This window comes from Enterobacter cloacae complex sp. ECL72, assembly GCF_019056635.1.
In the GTDB taxonomy this organism is placed as follows: Bacteria; Pseudomonadota; Gammaproteobacteria; order Enterobacterales; family Enterobacteriaceae; genus Enterobacter; species Enterobacter hormaechei_C.
This window is the reverse complement of the sequence record NZ_CP077659.1, coordinates 165,054-184,686: the sequence shown is the minus strand read 5'-3', so window position 1 is coordinate 184,686 and position 19,633 is coordinate 165,054. Positions and strand designations below refer to the sequence as shown.

Here is a 19,633-nt window from a genome sequence, read left to right as displayed (position 1 = left end):
CAGTTCATCATATTACGCAGCACGAATTTACAATTTTGCAACACAAATCACCGAAATAGCGTTTCATAACAATTAAAAAAAGCTAAACTATTTTGTGGCTGAACAATCAGTTAGAATGTTAACAGAAGTCCATTATCCTTATGTTTTGTAATGATAATGACCATATGAATACTCTTTTCTGATTGGATTCGTACCGTTTATCAATCAATGTCCGCAACTAGTTGGTTTATTGAAAAATTGTGACAAAGGCTAGCATTCAGCTACGATGATTTCATCAAACTGTTAACGTGCTACAATTGAACTTGATATATGTCAACGAAGCGTAGTTTTATTGGGTGTCCGGTGTCACTTAGCCTGTTATGTTGCTGTTAAAATGGTTAGGATGACAGCCGTTTTTGACACTGTCGGGTCCAAAGGGAAAGTACCCACGACCAAGCTAATGATGTTGTTGACGTTGATGGAAAGTGCATCAAGAACGCAATTACGTACTTTAGTCACGTTAAGCCGATCATGTTAATTTGCGACATGCATCAGGCAGGTCAGGGACTTTTGTACTTCCTGTTTCGATTTAGTTGGCAATTTAGGTAGCAAACATGCAGACCCCGCACATTCTTATCGTTGAAGACGAGTTGGTAACACGCAACACGTTAAAGAGCATTTTCGAAGCAGAAGGCTACGATGTCTTTGAAGCGACCGATGGCGCAGAGATGCATCAGATCCTTTCTGAAAATGATATCAACCTGGTGATTATGGATATCAACCTGCCGGGCAAAAACGGGCTTCTTCTGGCGCGCGAACTGCGTGAACAGGCGAACGTCGCGTTGATGTTCCTGACGGGCCGTGACAACGAGGTTGATAAAATTCTTGGTCTGGAAATCGGCGCGGATGACTACATCACCAAGCCGTTCAACCCTCGCGAGTTAACCATTCGTGCACGCAACCTGCTGTCCCGCACCATGAATCTGGGTACGGTAAGTGAAGAGCGTCGTAGCGTCGACAGCTACAAATTCAACGGCTGGGAACTTGATATCAATAGCCGTTCGCTGATTAGCCCGAACGGTGAGCAGTACAAACTGCCGCGCAGTGAATTCCGCGCGATGCTGCACTTCTGCGAGAACCCGGGCAAGATTCAGTCCCGTGCAGAACTGCTGAAGAAAATGACCGGTCGTGAGTTGAAGCCACACGATCGTACCGTTGACGTAACCATCCGTCGTATTCGTAAGCACTTCGAATCTACGCCGGATACGCCGGAAATCATCGCCACGATCCATGGTGAAGGCTATCGTTTCTGCGGTGACCTCCAGGAGTAATTCTCCCGTCACGCAGTAAAAAACGGCGCATTTGCGCCGTTTTTTTTATCAATGCCACGGCATAATCGGTACCGCGCTTATCGCGTTTTTCGGTGAGCCGTCCACGACTTTGTCGGAATAAGCCAGATAAGCCAGGGTGTTACGCTTCGCGTCATAAAAACGGACCACCTGTAGCTTTTTGAACACCAGCGAGGTCCGTTTCTGGAATACGACGTCGCCCTGCGCTTTGCCGTTTTTGATTTTGTCACTCAATTCCACCGGGCCAACCTGCTGGCAGGAGATGGCCGCGTCAGACGTGTCTTCAGCCAGCCCCAGGCCGCCTTTAATCCCGCCGGTCTTTGCCCGGCTGACATAGCAGGTGACGTTTTTAACGTCCGGATCGTCAAAGGCTTCCACCACAATTTTGTGGTCCGGCCCAAACATTTTAAACACAGTATCCACGGAGCCAATTTGCTCCGCCTGTGCCACGCGCCCTGCCATCAGCGCCAGTGCTGTAAAGACTAAAACCTTGTATTTCATATTGTTACCATTCATAAAAATTACGCTGAGCGATTATTCAACAGGTTAGATAAAAATGTAGCAAGATCACAGGATTAGAATATATCCGCACATAAATCACTACAAAAAGCATTTATGCGCAAAAAAAACACTGAATGCTAAAACGTCAAAAAATGCTATTATCCGCTAACCTGTAAACAGGCACCTGCGGCAGTTTTAAGGATGAGGATAGTATATGGATCAGGCTGGAATTATTCGCGACCTGCTCACCTGGCTGGAAGGTCATCTCGACCAGCCTTTGTCACTGGATAATGTGGCGGCAAAAGCAGGCTATTCCAAGTGGCATCTGCAAAGGATGTTCAAGGATGTCACCGGTCATGCTATCGGTGCCTATATTCGCGCACGTCGTTTATCAAAGTCTGCTGTCGCGTTGCGCCTGACCGCGCGACCAATCCTGGATATTGCCCTGCAATATCGCTTCGATTCACAGCAAACCTTCACCCGCGCCTTTAAAAAACAGTTCTCGTTAACGCCAGCGCTTTATCGCCGCTCGCCGGACTGGAGCTCCTTTGGTATGCGTCCGCCGCTGCGTCTGGGCGAGTTTGCGATGCCAAAATATGAAATCATCACCCTGCCGGAAACGCACCTGGTCGGCACCACGCAGAGCTACTCCTGTTCCCTGGAGCAGATCTCCGAGTTCCGCCATCAGATGCGCGTTCAGTTCTGGCGCGAATTTTTAAGCCATGCTCCGGCGCTCCCGCCGATTCTGTATGGCCTGAACGAAACGCATCCCAGCCAGGAAAAAGACGACGAGCAGGAGGTGTTCTATACCACGGCGCTGACGCCTGACATGGCGAACGGTTACATTCATGGCTCGAAGCCTGTCGTGCTGGAAGGCGGCGAGTATGTGATGTTCTCATACGAAGGTTTAGGAACGGGCGTTCAGGAGTTCATCCTGACCGTTTACGGGACCTGCATGCCGATGCTGAATCTGAATCGCCGTAAAGGTCAGGACATTGAGCGCTACTATCCGGCGCAAGATGCTAAACCGGAAGAAGGCCCTATCAATCTGCGTATGGAATTCCTGATTCCGGTACGTCGTTAACGCTGCAATTCGTCCAGAGCAGGGGCATCAAGATGCGAAATGTCCCCTGCCATCTCAACTACCCACCCCGATGCCAGCCAGGCACTTTCCTGATAGTCGATACGGGAAATGGAACAGTTGCGCAGACGCAAACGGCGTTCGGCGTAAGCCGGCAGTCCCAGAATGGTGCTCACCAGGCAACCCAGCGCGATACCGTGGCTAACCAGCAGCGGTCGGCTACCTGCCGGGAGTTTCAGGCACTCGGCCAGCGCGGCATGCATGCGCACGCTCAGCTCCTGCATGGATTCCCCTTCAGGGATGCGACCATCTTCAGTGCCGTTCACCAGCGTGCGGCGCCAGCCTTCTTCGGTTTCCGTCAGCGTATCGATAGGACGTTTTTCCAGCACGCCCATATCCAGCTCGCGCAGACGCGGTTCGAGGGTCACGTCGCAGCCACAGGCATCGGCGATGATGCGTGCCGTCTGCTGCGTGCGGCCTAAATCACTGGAGATGACGTGAGTGATACCCAGCGTTCTGGCGCGCTCCGCCACCTGCCACGCTTGCTGCACGCCTTTGTCGGTGAGAGGACTATCTGACTGGCCTTGAATACGTCGCTCGGCGTTCCACTGCGTTTCACCGTGGCGAACAAGGTATACCTGTAACATACTTTTTTTCCGTTATACTGCGATGAATTTTTTAAATCGAGCTTAATTATGCACCATGTTGTCTCTGCTACCACCAATCCTGCCAAAATTCAGGCAATTCTAAGGGCATTTGAAGAGATCTTCGGCGAAGGATCCTGCCATATTGACGCCGTCGGCGTCGAGAGCGGTGTGCCGGAACAGCCGTTTGGCAGCGAGGAAACACGCGCTGGCGCACGAAATCGCGTGGCGAATGCAAAAGCCGCCGCGCCAGACGCTGACTTCTGGGTCGCGATTGAAGCAGGCATCGACGAAGGGGCGACCTTCAGCTGGGTTGTCATCGAAAGCCGTGAGCAGCGCGGCGAAGCGCGTTCTGCCACGCTGCCGCTGCCGGAAGTCATACTGGAGAAAGTCCGCGCGGGTGAGGCGCTGGGGCCGGTAATGTCGCACTACACCGGCATTGATGAAATTGGTCGTAAAGAGGGGGCGATTGGCGTCTTTACGGGTGGCAAGCTTACGCGTTCAGGCGTTTACCACCAGGCCGTTATTCTGGCGTTAAGTCCGTTCCATAACGCGATTTATCGTTAAGTTTGCAGGCCGGATAAGGCGAAGCCGTCATCCGGCGTTTTTCAGCAATACCGCTTCCAGCCACTGACGCAGTTCAACCGGCGCCGACTTCAGGCTGTTTGAACCACGGGTGATGGTCGCAATACCCGCGCCCAGCTCGTTTTTCAGCTCGCGCTGGCTCATTTCGCCGCGCAGCAGTTCCTCAATAATGCGTACCCGCGTGCCCAGCGCTTCGCGTTCATCGGGCGTCAGCATCAGCTGTAGTAACGGTAAATGCAGATCTTTGTCGTAAGACTGGCGGAGCAACTCCACAAAACGAAGCCACTCCTGATGACGCTGTTCGGCCATGGCCGAGGAATACGGGGAATGCTGGGTCATGTTATGCTGCCTCTTGTACTCATTAGCGAGTACAGCATAACACAACCCGCGCCGATCAGTAACGTCTCTGCCACTCGGCATCGCTCATCAGGGTATCTTTCTGCCCCATGAAGTAGCGATAGTAGGCGTCATAAGCCAGCACATTCTTCACATAGCCGCGCGTTTCCGAGAACGGAATGCTCTCGACAAACGCCACGGCGTCGATGCGCCCTGCGCTGTTGCCAAGCCATGTCCGCACGCGGCCAGGCCCGGCGTTGTACGCCGCTGACGCGAAGATACGGTTATTACCGAACTGCTGATAGACGTACTGCAAGTAGCTGGTACCGATGTTGATGTTAGTCTCCGGATCCAGCAGCTGGGACGGGCTGCTGTAGCCTGGAATATTAAACATCTTCACCGTGTGCGTCGCGGTACCCGGCATAATCTGCATCAGGCCGCTGGCACCCACCGGAGAACGCACTTTCGGGTTCCAGGCGCTCTCCTGACGGGCAATGGCCATCGCGTAGCTTTGCGGAATATCTTTGCCGCTGGTGTAGCGATCGAACAGATCCTTATAAGCCAGCGGGAAACGCTCTTCGAGATGATCCCACAGTTTGCCGGCGATCGTCGCCTGCACGCTCAGATCCCACCAGCGATTATCAAATGCATAGCGGGCAAGCTGCGCTTTCTCATCGGTGGTACGGCTGGTGACCAGATTCGCCCATTCGCTGCGCGCGGTATTATCCAGATTCCAGTACATCAGCTCGCGCACGCGCGCCATTTCCGGCCCCTGCGTCAGCGCCGGGTTCGCGTTGGCTGGCGCTTTGTCGATCTTCAGGGTGTACTCCTCGCCCAGACGCTGCGCCGCCGCCATCGGGTAGAATCCACGCTGCTGCATCAGGGAGTGGAGGATCTCTTTGGCTTCATCTTCACGACCACGTTCCAGCAGCATGTCCGCCTGCCAGTAACGCCATTCATCTTTCTCTTTGGCATCCATCGGCAGACGCGCCAGCCAGGTATTGAGGCCACGACGATCGCCCGTTCCCAGCGCCATGCGCACGCGACGCTCCACCAGCGAGACAGAGTTCGAACGCATCACCGCATCGTCACGCCAGCGCGCCTGTTCGTCGGTGACATCTGTCCCCATCAGTCGCCATGCAACGATATCGCGCAGCTCCTGAGTTTGATCGTCATTAAGCTGCTGGGCCTGCACCAGCTGCGGGATCATCAGCCGGGCGTTTTCCACATCATCACGCGCCACGCTGGCAAAGGCCACCGCCGCCATCTGGCGGGTAAAATCGGTCGCGCCGGTAGTACGCGCAAACGTCAGCACGGTATTGGGATCGTTTGCCAGACTGATAACGGCAGACGCAATAGTCTGATAATCTGCGGGCATCTGGCCCGCCAGCACTGTGACCAGCCGGGTGTTTCCGGCCTTCATCGCCAGGCGAATACGTTCCAGGTAAGAGAGCGGATCCTGCTTGCCCGAGGCGCGCCAGGCGCTGAACAGCGGGTCACAGGCGTTTGGCTGGCTTTTGCCCGTCAGCCACAGCTCTTTCGCGCCGGTCCAGGCTTCCTCCTGCTGACCGGTCGCCCATTTCGCATAATAGTAATTACACTGCGCTTCCGTCGCGCCCGGTTTATCCGGGCTGAAGGCCAGCAGGCCGCGCCAGTCTTCGCGACGGGCCAGCTCGTTCACAAACCGGGACTTCAGGGTGCGCGCAGGCGGCAGGGTCGGGTTCGCCTGAATGAAGTTATTCACGGTGACGGTCGGTTGATTCATGAGATCGTCCGTGATCTGACGATACTCAAGATACGGATACAGCGGATAATCCTTCAGCGTCGGCATCAGCGCCTGCACGGTATCCATCTGCTTGTTGTCCCATGCCTGTTTAATCTGGGCATAGCGGTTACGTTGTTCATCCAGTGAATCGGCATGCACCGCCTGGCTTACCGCCATTACGCATACGCTGGCAGCCAGCAGACGCCAGACCACCCGTTTGGCTTTTTCCACAAGCTCTTCCTCATTGTTTTTCGTCAGTTGCAGCGTCTTGCCACGTCAAAGTTACATCAACTTATGCTAACCAGGCATCCCACAACGCGCCACGTCATGGACACTTTTTTACCTTTCTTGCGCGTTTTAACACTCCCGACGTTCCTGGCTGGGATTAGGGCGTGAAAAAGGCTACACTTCGAGGCTGAAATTCATTCTCATCACGATAAAAGAGGCGAAGTCCAACGTGGCTCAATTCGTTTATACCATGCATCGTGTCGGCAAAGTTGTCCCGCCGAAACGTCATATTCTTAAAAATATCTCGCTGAGCTTCTTCCCGGGCGCAAAAATCGGTGTTCTGGGTCTCAACGGTGCCGGTAAGTCCACCCTGCTGCGCATCATGGCCGGCATCGATACAGACATCGAAGGTGAAGCCCGTCCGCAGCCTGGCATTAAGATCGGCTACCTGCCGCAGGAACCCCAGCTGAACCCGGAACACACCGTGCGTGAATCCGTTGAAGAAGCGGTATCCGAGGTGGTTAACGCCCTGAAGGGTCTGGATGAAGTGTATGCCAAATACGCCGAGCCGGATGCGGACTTCGACAAACTGGCCGCTCAGCAGGGCAAATATGAAGAGATTATCCAGGCGCACGACGGTCACAACCTGAACGTGCAGCTGGAGCGCGCGGCCGATGCCCTGCGTCTGCCAGACTGGGATGCGAAAATCGCTAACCTGTCCGGTGGTGAACGCCGCCGCGTGGCGCTGTGCCGCCTGCTGCTGGAAAAACCAGACATGCTGCTGCTCGACGAACCTACCAACCACCTGGATGCGGAATCCGTGGCGTGGCTGGAGCGCTTCCTGCACGACTTCGAAGGCACCGTGGTGGCGATTACCCACGACCGTTACTTCCTCGACAACGTTGCGGGCTGGATCCTGGAGCTGGACCGCGGCGAAGGTATTCCGTGGGAAGGCAACTACTCCTCCTGGCTGGAGCAGAAAGATCAGCGTCTGGCGCAGGAAGCATCTCAGGAAGCGGCGCGTCGTAAGTCTATCGAGAAAGAGCTGGAGTGGGTGCGTCAGGGCGCGAAAGGCCGTCAGTCCAAGGGCAAAGCCCGTCTGGCACGCTTCGAAGAGCTGAACAACACTGAATACCAGAAACGTAACGAAACCAACGAACTGTTTATTCCACCTGGAGCTCGTCTGGGGGATAAAGTGGTTGAAGTGACCAACCTGCGTAAGTCCTACGGCGACCGTCTGCTGATCGACGACCTGACCTTCTCCGTGCCGAAAGGCGCTATCGTTGGCATCATCGGTCCGAACGGCGCAGGTAAATCAACCCTGTTCCGCATGATGTCCGGTCAGGAACAGCCTGACAGCGGCTCTATCACCTTGGGTGAAACCGTGAAGCTGGCTTCCGTGGACCAGTTCCGCGACGCAATGGATAACAGCAAAACCGTGTGGGAAGAGGTTTCCGGCGGTCTGGATATCATGCGTATCGGCAACACCGAGATGCCAAGCCGCGCTTACGTTGGCCGCTTTAACTTTAAGGGCACTGACCAGGGCAAACGCGTGGGCGAGCTGTCCGGCGGTGAGCGCGGTCGTCTGCACCTGGCGAAGCTGCTCCAGGTTGGCGGCAACGTTCTGCTGCTTGATGAACCTACCAACGACCTGGACATCGAAACCCTGCGCGCGCTGGAAAACGCCCTGCTGGAGTTCCCGGGCTGCGCGATGGTTATCTCGCACGACCGCTGGTTCCTGGACCGCATCGCAACCCACATCCTGGACTACCAGGACGAAGGTAAGGTGGAGTTCTTCGAAGGTAACTTCACCGAATACGAAGAGTACAAGAAACGCACGCTGGGCGCAGACGCGCTGGAGCCGAAGCGTATTAAGTACAAGCGTATTGCGAAATAAAAGCAAAACGGCAACTTCGGTTGCCGTTTTTTATGTTTGTACCCTCTCCCCGTGGGAGAGGGCCAGGGTGAGGGCATCAGGCCGCACAGTGTGTAGGCCGGGTAAGGCGAAGCCGCCACCCGGCTTTTTTATTTGCCCACGTAATACCGCTTCACCTCATCAAACTGCATCGCAAAGTCGATATAGCTCATCAGCGCAGGCGAATTGAGCTTACGGCTCGGGTAGGCCAGCCAGAGATCGTTTCCCTCAACGCTCCACGCCGGCAGCACCTTCACCAGCGCGCCCTTTTCGATCTTATCTTCCAGCAGGAATGCGGGTAACAGCGTGATCCCCGCCCCGGCAATGGCGCATTCCCGGGCGTACACCAGGTTATCGGTCATATGGGCGTTATCCGGCAGATACCGATAATCCTCACTCTCGCTTCGCAGAAGCCACTCCGACCATGCCCGGTGCGTAATGCAGCGGTGCTCCACCAGCTGTCGGGGATGGATTAACGGCGCCCGACGCGCCAGGTAGTGGGGCGAGGCCAGCATGTAGCGCGGACAGTGCCCAATCATGCGGCCAATCAGGGAAGAATCCTGCGGTTTGCCGGTGCGCAGCGCCACGTCAAAGCCAGACTCGACCAGATCCACCACGTCGTCTGAGATCGACACATCCAGCGACACGTCCGGATAGCGAAGCTGGAACTCGGCATTCATATGCGCCAGCAGCGTCGCGCCAATTCCCGCCGGACAGGTGATCCGCAGCCGCCCGCTGGGGTTTTCGCGCAGCCGCTGAATGGCATACTCCGCGCGCTCGCTGGCCGCCAGCATTTCACGACAGTGCACCAGATAGTGCTCGCCTGCAAACGTCAGGCTGATCCTGCGCGTGGTGCGATTCAACAGACGGATCCCCACCTGCTGCTCCAGCTGGCTAATCCGCTGGCTGACGCTGGATTTCGGCAGTTCCGCCTTCTGCGCCGCCGCGGTAAAGCTGCCCATCTCGGCCACCAGCGCAAACAGCGCCATATCCTGAAGCTGTTTAAACATGATTGTTCACCTGTACGAACGCTGAGTTCTGGATTGTCCATCTTATCATGCAGCTGACCACTTAATAGACTAGCCTCAACAAAACGCATGCCATTGAGGAGCACACCATGTCAGTGAAAGCCATTGCCGTTAACCCGGAAAATCCGTCCACCTTCGTTGAAATCACTCCGCCGATGCCGCAGCCCGGTGAACACGATCTGCTGGTGGAGGTAAAAGCCGTCTCCGTAAACCCGGTGGACACCAAGGTACATGCAGGCATTGCCAAAAGCGGACTGAAGGAGCCGCGCATTCTCGGGTGGGATGCCAGCGGTATCGTACAAGCCGTTGGGGCTGGCGTCACCGGATTCAAACCGGGTGACGAAGTGTGGTACGCGGGGGATATCACCCGTCCGGGCAGTAATACCACGCACCAGCTGATCGATGCGCGTATTGTCGGGCACAAGCCTGCAAGCCTTGACTGGGCCGCCGCGGCTGCATTGCCGCTGACGGCGCTCACCGCGTGGGAAGGCCTGTTTGAACGGCTGAAGATTCAGGATGCCGACGCAGATAAAACGCTGCTGATAATTGGCGGCGCGGGTGGAGTCGGATCGCTGGCGATCCCGTTTGCGAAGCACAACAGCAAGGTGAAGATCGTCGCAACCGCTTCACGAGAAGATTCCGCCCGGTGGTGTCGCGATCGCGGGGCTGACATTGTTGTAAATTACCGCGACCTGAAGGGAGAACTGGCGAAACAGGGGCTCACCTTTGTGGATTACATTTTTATCCTCAACGATACCGACGGGCACTGGGATGCGGTCAGCGATCTGATTGCCCCTCAGGGAGACATTTGTTCCATCGTTGAAAACGCGCATCCGCTGAACCAGGACAAGCTGAAGTCCAAATCTGCCGCCCTGCACTGGGAGTTTATGTACACCCGTAGCATGTACCAGACTGCGGATATGGCGCGTCAGGGTGAGATTTTAGATGAGGTGGCGAAGCTGGTGGATAACGGCGTGGTGGAAAGCTCGCTCAGCGAAACGCTGCACGGGCTAAGCGTGGAAAGCATTACCGAAGCGCACCGCAGGGTACTGGAGGGGCATATGCGTGGGAAGGTGGTGGTTGAGTATTGAGTGGACTGATTCCCTCACCCCGGCCCTCTCCCTTTGGGAGAGGGAGATTAAAGTCCCCTCTCCTGGTGGGAGAGGGGAAGTTATTAACCCTGCTCCCCCATCATCTCATTCACCAGCTCGACGCAGCGCAGGAAGCGGGAATCGTAGTCCGACTCTTCCACATGCACAAACTCAACGTTGTTCTCGTTAAGCATCTCTACCAGCATGGTCTGGAACTCCCGCCTGTCCACCGAGCTGCCCAGGCTGCGCATGCCGTCGGCAACCCATGGGGTGTTGTTTTCCAGCAGGATCACCAGATCAAAGCGGTATTCGTCAATCAGCGCCTGCACAAACGGGTGCTCGCGCCCTTCGTACTTTTTGCAGAACGCCTGCGTGGTGACGAAATCGGTATCAATAAAGGCGACTTTATTGGCGTATTTCACCGCAAAATCAATGTACTGGGCATGACCGAGCGCGATTTTATCGTAGTCGGAATACTGCAACGCCATCTCGTCGCCGCCAAGGTGTGAGAAGACGTAATCGCGGCCATACTCCCACGCACTGGTGGTATTGAAGATGTTAGCCAGCTTATTTACCAGCGTCGATTTCCCGCTCGACTCGCCGCCGAGGATCGCCACCGTACGCACGAAGAACGGCTTCACCTCGGTCGGGATGTAGTCCCAGTAACGGAACGGGTTCTCGCGGATCTGCGCCCCGCTGATGTTCATGAAGGTGCGTTTAGGATCGATCAGCACCGTCTCAATGCCCAGATGCTCACGGAACTGCGGCGCGTCGGACTCTTCAGAGGTGTAGATCCAGTTAGGCGCAATGCCCTTCTCTTCCATAAACGCTTTGATGCCGTTGCTCCACACGTCCCAGCCGTGCGGGTACGGTTCCATGCCCTCTTCGTTAAAAGCATGAATGCGTATATTTTTCTGGTACTTAAAGGTCTGAAGCAGCCAGCGCAGGCGGTCCGGCACGGTGGGCTGCTGCGACATGGCGCTGTCTTCAAACAGCTGGCGATCGCGGGTTTCATCATAACCCATGATGATATGCAGTTCGTCGACCTGGCTACAGGCGCGCTGGATCAGATAGATATGCCCGGTATGCAGCGGGTAGAACTTACCGAACACCACGCCAATGTTCTTTTGCATCCGCGGAAATTCAAGCCCCAGAAAACGGTGCAGCGCTTCCAGCTTCTGCGCGCTGGGGCTTTTGATTTTGGCGTTCAGCAGTTGGCTCAGATAGCCCTTGGTCATGCCGCTGGCGTCCGCCACCTGCTGCAACGTGCAGCCCTTCTGGCGGATAGCGGTCTTGATGTAGTCAAATGATGACATAAATTACGGTGCCTCCTGCAAAATCGAATACGTAATTATAAGTCGTCAAAGACATTTAACGCATCTGCGAGTTTTTTAACGCCAAAAACCTGCATCCCTTCCGGGATTTTTTTCGGCACGTTGGCGGCCGGAACAATCGCGCGGCGGAAGCCATGTTTTGCCGCTTCGGAGATACGCTCCTGACCGCTCGGCACCGGGCGGATCTCGCCGGCCAGCCCCACCTCGCCAAACACCACCAGATCCTGCGGCAACGGCCTGTCGCGCAGGCTGGAGACCATCGCCAGCAGCAGCGCCAGGTCCGCGCTGGTTTCCGTAACCTTCACCCCACCAACCACGTTGACGAACACATCCTGATCCGCCATTTGCAGACCGCCGTGACGGTGCAGCACCGCCAGCAGGATCGCCAGGCGGTTCTGTTCCAGACCGACCGCCACGCGCCGCGGGTTGCCCATCATCGATTGATCCACCAGCGCCTGAATTTCAACCAGCAGCGGACGCGTCCCCTCCCACAGCACCATCACCGAACTACCGGACGTGATCTCGTCGCCACGGCTCAGGAAGATGGCCGACGGGTTGCTGACTTCGCGAAGCCCCTGCTCGGTCATGGCAAACACGCCCAGCTCATTCACCGCGCCAAAGCGGTTTTTATGGCTGCGCAGGGTACGAAAACGGGAATCCGCATCGCCATCGAGCATCACCGAGCAGTCGATACAGTGTTCAAGCACTTTCGGTCCCGCCAGCGAGCCGTCTTTGGTCACATGACCAACCATCACAATCGCCACGCCGCGCGTTTTGGCAAAGCGCGTCAGGTAGGCCGCGGTTTCACGCACCTGCGCCACGCTTCCCGGTGACGACTGAATGTCAGCCATATGCATCACCTGAATGGAGTCAATCACCATCAGCTTCGGCTGCTCTTCTTCGGCGATCATGCAGATCTGCTCGATGCTGGTTTCCGAAAGCATATTCAGATTGCCGGTCGGCAGGCCGAGGCGGTGCGCGCGCATCGCCACCTGCTGAAGTGATTCTTCCCCCGTGACGTACAGGGTTTTCATCTGTTCGGCGAGCTTGCAGAGCGTTTGCAGCAGCAGGGTCGATTTACCCGCGCCCGGGTTACCGCCGATCAGAATGGCGCTGCCCGGCACTACGCCACCGCCGAGCACGCGGTCAAATTCTTTGAATCCGGTGGAAAAGCGCGGCAGCGCTTCCAGGCTGATATCCGAAAGTTTTTGTACCTTCGACACGCCTGCATTGCCCGCATAGCCGCTCAGCCGTTCATTGCGGGCCACGCTCGGCGAAGCCGCCACACCACGCACTTCGGTGATGGTGTTCCAGGCATGGCAGGCGCTGCATTGCCCCTGCCAGCGCGGATAATCCGCACCACATTCATTACAGACAAATGCGCGTTTTGGAGCTTTCGCCACGGTTTACCTCGTTATTTCTGTGCGGTCTGCGCGCCGGGTGGCGCTGACGCTTACCCGGCCTACAAAAGCAGGCCGCTATTTTTGATTAATGCTGCCGGAGAGAATGCAGAACACCCCCATCAGATCAGCATGACGGATAGTGACTTCCGTCTTTTCATTCACTTTCGGCTTGGCATGGTAGGCAATACCCAGCCCGGCAACTTTGATCATCGGCAGATCGTTCGCGCCATCGCCGATGGCGACGGTCTGCTCGACCGGAATGGCATATTTCTCCGCCAGACGCGTCAGCGTATTGGCTTTGTACTGCGCATCCACGATGTCGCCGATGACCTGTCCGGTGAGTTTGCCGTCCATGATCTCCAGCTCGTTTGCCACCACGGTGGTCAGACGCAGCTTGTCACGCAGGTAGTCGGCAAAGAAGGTGAACCCGCCGGAGGCAATCGCCACTTTCCAGCCGAGCGTCTCCAGCTTGAGCACCAGCTGCGTCAGCCCAGGCATCAGGGGCAGTTCATCGCGCACCTGACGCAAAATGTTAGCATCGGCCCCCTTCAGGGTCGCCACGCGCTGTCTCAGGCTGGCGGTAAAATCCAGCTCGCCGCGCATCGCGCGCTCGGTGACTTCCGCCACCAGCTCGCCGCTGCCCGCCAGTTTAGCAATCTCGTCAATACATTCGATCTGAATGGCGGTGGAGTCCATGTCCATTACCAGCAGGCCGGGCGTTTTCAGGTGCGGAATTTTGCCGAGGGGGGCAACGTCCAGCCCGGCGTCGTGCGCCAGACGCGTGGCGCGCTGCGTCAGGGAACCCGCCAGGCGAATAACCTGATAATCTTCCACGCACCAGGCCGCAACGATGACCATCGCTGCGCCCAGTTTGGTTTGATACTGGGTGAGGCGTTGCTTATCCAGGCCGCGTCCGTACAGCAGCCAGCCGCTACGGCCAGCGTGGTAATCGAGAGGCATCACCTCATCGCCACTTAAAGAGAGCGGCAATCCTGGCCATAAAGAGACATCCGTTGGCAGGTCGCACCAGGTAATGTTCGGCATTGAAGCTCCTGTAATTTCGTTCGCGCCGGAAGGTTCCAGAGGGAAAATAACGCATGAGGCTACCCTGTAACCATCACTTCTGGCAACATTAAGCCGTAAATTTTAAGCAGGTGGAATATGGCTCGCGCAAAACTGAAATTCCGGCTTCATCGCGCCGTGATTGTCCTGATCTGTCTCGCACTATTAGTGGCGCTGATGCAGGGGGCATCCTGGTTTAGCCAGAATCACCAACGACAGCGTAACCCGCAGTTTGAGGAACTGGCCCGGACGCTGGCGCGCCAGGTGACGCTCAACGTTGCGCCGTCTATGCGCACCGAAACGCCGGATGATAAGCGAATAGCCCAGGTATTGCGCCAGCTTACGGAAAACAGCCGCATTCTGGATGCGGGCGTGTACGATGAACAGGGCGACCTGATTGCCCGCGCGGGTGAGCATGTCGACGTGCGCGACAGGCTGGCGCTGGATGGCAAAAAAGCCGGGGGTTATTTCAACCAACAAATCGTCGAACCCATTCAGGGCAAGAATGGTCCGCTCGGCTATTTACGTCTGACACTCGACACCCACACCCTGCCAACCGAAGCCAAACAGGTGGATAACACCACCAATATTTTGCGCCTGATGCTGCTGCTCTCGCTGGCGATTGGCGTGGTACTGGCGCGCACGCTGCTCCAGGGCAAACGCACCCGCTGGCAGCAGTCGCCGTTCCTGTTAACCGCCAGCAAGTCGGTTCCCGAAGAGGAAGAGAGCGAGAAGAAAGAATAATGATAAAGTAGGCGGATGATTCGGAAAAGGAAATCTGCCATGTCGACGTTACGCCTGCTAATCTCTGACTCTTACGATCCCTGGTTTAACCTGGCGGTGGAAGAGTGCATCTTCCGCCAGATGCCTGCCACCCAGCGCGTCCTGTTTCTCTGGCGCAACGCCGATACGGTCGTTATTGGTCGCGCGCAAAATCCGTGGAAAGAGTGTAACACCCGCCGTATGGAAGAGGACAACGTCCGCCTGGCGCGCCGCAGCAGCGGCGGCGGTGCGGTGTTTCACGATCTGGGCAACACCTGCTTTACCTTTATGGCGGGCAAGCCGGAATACGACAAAACCATCTCGACCTCCATTGTGCTTAACGCGCTCAATTCACTCGGCGTGACGGCTGAAGCCTCGGGACGTAACGATCTGGTCGTGAAAACGCCTGAAGGCGACCGGAAAGTGTCAGGCTCAGCCTACCGCGAAACGATGGATCGCGGATTCCACCACGGCACATTATTGCTGAATGCCGATCTGAGCCGTCTGGCAAACTATCTGAATCCGGACAAGAAAAAGCTCCAGGCTAAGGGAATTACCTCCGTGCGCGGTCGCGTGGCGAATCTGGTGGAGCTCCTGCCGGGGATTACCCATGAACGCATTTGCGATGCGATCCGCGAGGCCTTTTTCAGGCATTACGGTGAACGCGTAGAAGCCGAGGTGATTTCTCCGGATAAAACCCCGGATCTGCCAAACTTCGCGGAAACCTTCGCCCGCCAGAGCAGCTGGGAGTGGAATTTCGGTCAGGCACCGGCGTTTTCACACCTGCTGGATGAGCGATTTACCTGGGGCGGCGTTGAGCTGCACTTTGACGTCGAGAAAGGCCATATCTCTCGTACTCAGGTATTTACGGATAGTCTTAATCCGGCACCGTTAGAAGCGCTGGCTGCACGTTTGCAGGGCTGTCTCTATCGGGCAGATATGCTGCAACAGGAGTGTGACGCGTTACGTGTTGATTTTCCGGAACAGGAACAAGAGTTGCGGGAGTTATCGGCGTGGATTGCGCAGGCAGTACGCTAATAAAAAAGCCCGCTGGCGCTCTGCTTAGCGGGCCTGTAAAACCGCTGGCCGGGTCAGGCGAAGCCGCCACCCGGCACAACAGGTATTACTCTTTATCGCCGAGCAGAACGGATTCCAGCGCGATTTTGATCATGTCGTTGAAGGTGGTCTGACGCTCGGCAGCGGTAGTCTGCTCGTGGGTACGGATGTGGTCAGACACGGTGCAGATGGTCAGCGCTTTCGCACCGAATTCAGCCGCCACGCCGTAGATACCGGCCGCTTCCATTTCCACGCCCAGAATGCCGTATTTTTCCATCACGTCGAACATGTCGCCTTCTGGCGAGTAGAACAGATCGGCAGAGAACAGGTTGCCCACGCGCGCGTCAACGCCCAGCGCTTTTGCCGCGTCAACCGCGTTACGCACCATGTCAAAGTCAGCGATGGCTGCAAAATCATGATCTTTAAAGCGAATGCGGTTGACTTTAGAGTCGGTGCACGCGCCCATGCCGATCACCACGTCACGCAGCTTAACGTCCATGCGCACTGCGCCGCAGGAGCCGACACGGATGATTTTCTTCACGCCGAAATCGGTGATCAGCTCTTTGGTGTAGATGGAGCAGGATGGGATACCCATGCCGTGACCCATCACGGAGATTTTGCGGCCTTTATAGGTGCCGGTGAAGCCCAGCATGCCGCGCACGTTGTTCACTTCACGCACGTCTTCGAGGAAGGTTTCTGCAATGTGCTTCGCGCGCAGCGGGTCGCCCGGCATCAATACGACGTCAGCGAAATCACCCATTTCTGCATTAATGTGAGGAGTTGCCATCTTCAGTTCCTTTTACATTGTTGTTTTTGCCGGGTGGCGGCTACGCCTTACCCGGCCTACATTCTGTTTCTCCCTCTCCCGGTGGGAGAGGGCCGGGGTGAGGGCATCAGGCCGCACCCAATCCGTTTAGAACATAGCCTTGCCATATTCCATGTCAGACGTACCAAAGTATTTCGCAATCGTCTGGCCGATGTCCGCGAAGGTCTCACGGTGACCCAGCGAGCCCGGTTTGACTTTCGGGCCGTACACCAGCACCGGAATGTGCTCACGGGTGTGGTCGGTACCGGTCCAGGTCGGGTCACAGCCATGGTCAGCGGTCAGGATCAGAATGTCATCTTCCCCCACCAGCTCCATCAGCTCTGGCAGACGGCGGTCAAACAGCTCCAGACCCGCAGCATACCCGGCGACGTCGCGACGGTGGCCCCAGGAGGAGTCGAAGTCCACGAAGTTGGTGAAGACAATGGTCTTATCGCCCGCTTCTTTCATCTCTTTGATGGTGGCGTCGAACAGCGCATCCAGACCGGTCGCTTTGACCTTTTTGGTAATGCCGCAGTTGGCGTAAATGTCCGCGATTTTACCCACGGAAACCACGTGGCCGTCTTTCTCGTCGACGAGTTTTTGCAGCACGGTCGGCGCCGGTGGCTCCACGGCCAGATCGTGACGGTTGCCGGTACGCTGGAAGTTACCCGCTTTGTCGCCGATAAACGGACGCGCGATAACGCGGCCAATGTTGTAGCCGCCTTCGGTCAGCTCTTCACGGGCGATCTCGCACAGCTCGTACAGTTTATCCAGGCCAAACGTCTCTTCATGGCAGGCGATCTGGAACACGGAGTCAGCAGAGGTATAGAAAATCGGCTTGCCGGTTTTCATATGCTCTTCGCCGAGCTGATCCAGAATCACGGTACCGGAAGAGTGGCAGTTGCCGAGGTAGCCCGGCAGGTTGGCGCGCTTCACCAGCTTATCGAGCAGCTCCTGCGGGAAGCTGTTCTCGTGATCGGAAAAGTAACCCCAGTCAAACAGCACCGGCACGCCGGCAATTTCCCAGTGACCGGACGGAGTATCTTTCCCGGAAGAGAGCTCGTGCGCCCACGCGTAGGCGCCCACCACTTCCGCGTTACCGTCCATACCGGCTGCGATCTTACCGGTAGAGCCTTCATGCGCTTTTACCAGCCCCAGACGGGTCAGGTTTGGCAGGTTCAGAGGGCCTTTACGACCGTTGTCCGCTTCGCCTTTTGCACAGGCTTCCGCGATGTGACCAAGGGTATCGGAACCCACGTCACCAAATCGTTCTGCATCTTCGGTTGCGCCGATGCCGAATGAGTCCAGCACCATAATAAATGCACGTTTCATAATTGTTCTCCGTACTTAGTGCTTCATAAAAATGCGATCAGATCAGTATACCGCTATTCAGTGATACGACGATAGACCGTCGGTGTGGTTTCCGGTGCTTTATCGTCAAGAGATATTGCCGCCTTCACCGCTTTCGCCGCGTCCTGCCAGCTGGCTTCATCTTTAGCGTGGATCACCGCCAGCGGACGTTGGCCGTCAACGCTGTCGCCCAGACGGGCCATATCGGTAAAGCCGACGCTGTAATCAATGGTGTCCGATGCCTGACGACGACCGCCGCCCATAGACACAACAGCCATGCCGAGCGCGCGGGTATCCATAGCCGAGACAAAGCCTTCGCTGTCCGCATAGACCGCTTTGCTGAGCATCGCGGTGGGCAGGTATTTCGCGTAGTTTTCCACGAAGTCGGTCGGGCCTTTCTGCGCCGCCACCATCCGACCAAAGATCTCCGCCGCTTTGCCGTTGTCCAGCACCGCCTGAAGCTTCGCGCGGGCTTCCGCGTCGTCTTTGGCCAGCTTGCCGGAGATTAACATCTCAACGCACAGCGCCATGGTGACATCGAACAGGCGCGGGTTACGGTATTCGCCTGTGAGGAACTGCACGGCCTCACGGACTTCAACCGCGTTACCGGCGCTGGAGGCCAGCACCTGGTTCATGTCCGTCAGCAGTGCAGTGGTGCGCACGCCCGCGCCGTTGGAGACGCCAACGATCGCTTCGGCCAGCGCCTCAGAGAGTTCATAGGTTGGCATAAACGCGCCGCTGCCCACTTTCACATCCATCACCAGCGCATCCAGACCTTCCGCCAGTTTTTTGGCAAGGATAGAGGCGGTGATCAGCGGGATGGAGTCTACGGTCGCGGTAATGTCACGCGTCGCGTAGAAACGCTTGTCAGCCGGAGCAAGAGAGCTGGTCTGGCCGATAATCGCCACGCCAACGTCTTTAATAATGTCGCGGAAGCGGTTGTCATCCGGGAAGATATCGAAGCCCGGAATGGCTTCCAGTTTGTCGAGCGTACCGCCGGTATGACCCAGGCCGCGCCCGGAAATCATCGGGATGTAACCGCCACAGGCCGCCACCATTGGGCCGAGCATCAGAGACGTCACGTCGCCCACGCCGCCGGTGGAGTGTTTGTCCACAATTGGGCCGTTAAGGTTGAGGCTTTTCCAGTCCAGAACGGTTCCTGAATCTCGCATCGCCATGGTCAGCGACACGCGCTCAGGCATCGACATATCGTGGAAGAAAATGGTCATCGCCAGAGCCGCAATCTGCCCTTCAGAGATGGTGTTATCACGAATGCCATTGATAAAAAAGCGGATTTCTTCGTCGCTTAATGCATGACCATCACGTTTTTTACGAATAATTTCTTGTGCGAGAAACACG

The 19,633-nt window shown here is 56.4% G+C and carries 19 protein-coding genes; 7 read left to right on the top strand and 12 right to left on the bottom strand.

What is annotated here, in order from left to right:
- Positions 1–357: 357 nt before the first annotated feature.
- Entirely contained in the window at positions 358–498 is a 141-nt protein-coding gene (yjjY, locus tag KTH07_RS00935) for a protein YjjY (protein WP_001541509.1), read from the bottom strand.
- A gap of 95 nt (positions 499–593) precedes the next feature.
- Here yjjY and arcA point away from each other — a divergent pair, with 95 nt between their 5' ends.
- Entirely contained in the window at positions 594–1,310 is a 717-nt protein-coding gene (gene arcA / locus KTH07_RS00930) for a two-component system response regulator ArcA (protein ID WP_003856501.1), read from the top strand.
- Between the two features lie 48 nt (positions 1,311–1,358).
- Here the strand turns inward: arcA and creA are convergent, their stop codons facing one another.
- Positions 1,359–1,829, bottom strand: coding sequence for a protein CreA (creA, locus tag KTH07_RS00925; RefSeq protein WP_032103047.1), 471 nt, complete (start codon positions 1,827–1,829; stop codon positions 1,359–1,361).
- A gap of 214 nt (positions 1,830–2,043) precedes the next feature.
- On the opposite strand from creA, the gene robA reads away from it, so the two are divergent.
- A complete protein-coding gene (gene robA / locus KTH07_RS00920; RefSeq protein WP_015572620.1) occupies positions 2,044–2,913 on the top strand; it encodes an MDR efflux pump AcrAB transcriptional activator RobA in 870 nt (289 codons plus the stop codon).
- On the opposite strand, the gene gpmB is transcribed toward robA, so the two are convergent.
- Positions 2,910–3,557, bottom strand: a complete 648-nt coding sequence (gpmB, locus tag KTH07_RS00915) for a 2,3-diphosphoglycerate-dependent phosphoglycerate mutase GpmB (RefSeq protein ID WP_006810187.1) — start codon at positions 3,555–3,557, stop codon at positions 2,910–2,912. The two genes, robA and gpmB, sit on opposite strands and share 4 nt — an antisense overlap.
- 48 nt (positions 3,558–3,605) lie before the next feature.
- Here gpmB and yjjX point away from each other — a divergent pair, with 48 nt between their 5' ends.
- Complete coding sequence (gene yjjX, locus KTH07_RS00910) at positions 3,606–4,121, top strand: inosine/xanthosine triphosphatase (protein WP_015572619.1); 516 nt, start codon at positions 3,606–3,608, stop codon at positions 4,119–4,121.
- Between the two features lie 27 nt (positions 4,122–4,148).
- Here the strand turns inward: yjjX and trpR are convergent, their stop codons facing one another.
- Together trpR and sltY are read right to left on the bottom strand one after the other, a co-directional pair.
- The gene (gene trpR / locus KTH07_RS00905) at positions 4,149–4,478 is read right to left on the bottom strand and encodes a trp operon repressor (protein ID WP_003856511.1); all 330 of its coding nucleotides are present in this window, start codon (positions 4,476–4,478) and stop codon (positions 4,149–4,151) included.
- 55 nt (positions 4,479–4,533) lie between these two features.
- A complete protein-coding gene (sltY, locus tag KTH07_RS00900; RefSeq protein ID WP_017694548.1) occupies positions 4,534–6,471 on the bottom strand; it encodes a murein transglycosylase in 1,938 nt (645 codons plus the stop codon).
- 226 nt (positions 6,472–6,697) lie between these two features.
- On the opposite strand from sltY, the gene ettA reads away from it, so the two are divergent.
- Complete coding sequence (ettA, locus tag KTH07_RS00895) at positions 6,698–8,365, top strand: energy-dependent translational throttle protein EttA (RefSeq protein WP_006810191.1); 1,668 nt, start codon at positions 6,698–6,700, stop codon at positions 8,363–8,365.
- Positions 8,366–8,493: 128 nt separating this feature from the next.
- On the opposite strand, the gene KTH07_RS00890 is transcribed toward ettA, so the two are convergent.
- Positions 8,494–9,393: a LysR family transcriptional regulator gene (locus KTH07_RS00890; protein WP_015572618.1), complete on the bottom strand. Its 900-nt coding sequence runs from the start codon at positions 9,391–9,393 to the stop codon at positions 8,494–8,496.
- 107 nt (positions 9,394–9,500) lie between these two features.
- Here KTH07_RS00890 and KTH07_RS00885 point away from each other — a divergent pair, with 107 nt between their 5' ends.
- Entirely contained in the window at positions 9,501–10,502 is a 1,002-nt protein-coding gene (locus KTH07_RS00885) for a zinc-binding alcohol dehydrogenase family protein (RefSeq protein ID WP_017383828.1), read from the top strand.
- Between the two features lie 83 nt (positions 10,503–10,585).
- Here the strand turns inward: KTH07_RS00885 and nadR are convergent, their stop codons facing one another.
- The 3 genes from nadR to serB form a co-directional block, all read right to left on the bottom strand.
- Positions 10,586–11,818, bottom strand: coding sequence for a multifunctional transcriptional regulator/nicotinamide-nucleotide adenylyltransferase/ribosylnicotinamide kinase NadR (nadR, locus tag KTH07_RS00880; RefSeq protein ID WP_023303055.1), 1,233 nt, complete (start codon positions 11,816–11,818; stop codon positions 10,586–10,588).
- Positions 11,819–11,853: 35 nt separating this feature from the next.
- The gene (gene radA / locus KTH07_RS00875; protein WP_017383829.1) at positions 11,854–13,239 is read right to left on the bottom strand and encodes a DNA repair protein RadA; all 1,386 of its coding nucleotides are present in this window, start codon (positions 13,237–13,239) and stop codon (positions 11,854–11,856) included.
- 75 nt (positions 13,240–13,314) lie between these two features.
- Positions 13,315–14,283, bottom strand: a complete 969-nt coding sequence (gene serB, locus KTH07_RS00870; RefSeq protein WP_003856524.1) for a phosphoserine phosphatase — start codon at positions 14,281–14,283, stop codon at positions 13,315–13,317.
- 117 nt (positions 14,284–14,400) lie between these two features.
- On the opposite strand from serB, the gene KTH07_RS00865 reads away from it, so the two are divergent.
- The gene (locus KTH07_RS00865) at positions 14,401–15,045 is read left to right on the top strand and encodes a YtjB family periplasmic protein (RefSeq protein WP_015572615.1); all 645 of its coding nucleotides are present in this window, start codon (positions 14,401–14,403) and stop codon (positions 15,043–15,045) included.
- A gap of 39 nt (positions 15,046–15,084) precedes the next feature.
- The gene (lplA, locus tag KTH07_RS00860; protein ID WP_015572614.1) at positions 15,085–16,101 is read left to right on the top strand and encodes a lipoate--protein ligase LplA; all 1,017 of its coding nucleotides are present in this window, start codon (positions 15,085–15,087) and stop codon (positions 16,099–16,101) included.
- 85 nt (positions 16,102–16,186) lie between these two features.
- Here lplA and deoD read toward each other — a convergent pair whose 3' ends face one another.
- The 3 genes from deoD to deoA all read right to left on the bottom strand — a co-directional run bounded on the left by deoD (position 16,187) and on the right by deoA (position 19,632).
- Complete coding sequence (gene deoD, locus KTH07_RS00855; protein ID WP_003856538.1) at positions 16,187–16,906, bottom strand: purine-nucleoside phosphorylase; 720 nt, start codon at positions 16,904–16,906, stop codon at positions 16,187–16,189.
- A 126-nt stretch (positions 16,907–17,032) separates the two neighbouring features.
- Entirely contained in the window at positions 17,033–18,256 is a 1,224-nt protein-coding gene (gene deoB / locus KTH07_RS00850) for a phosphopentomutase (RefSeq protein WP_003856540.1), read from the bottom strand.
- 53 nt (positions 18,257–18,309) lie between these two features.
- Positions 18,310–19,632 carry a thymidine phosphorylase gene (deoA, locus tag KTH07_RS00845; protein WP_017383831.1) on the bottom strand — a complete coding sequence of 441 codons (1,323 nt, stop codon included), beginning with the start codon at positions 19,630–19,632 and terminating at the stop codon, positions 18,310–18,312.
- Between the last annotated feature and the right edge of the window lies 1 nt (position 19,633).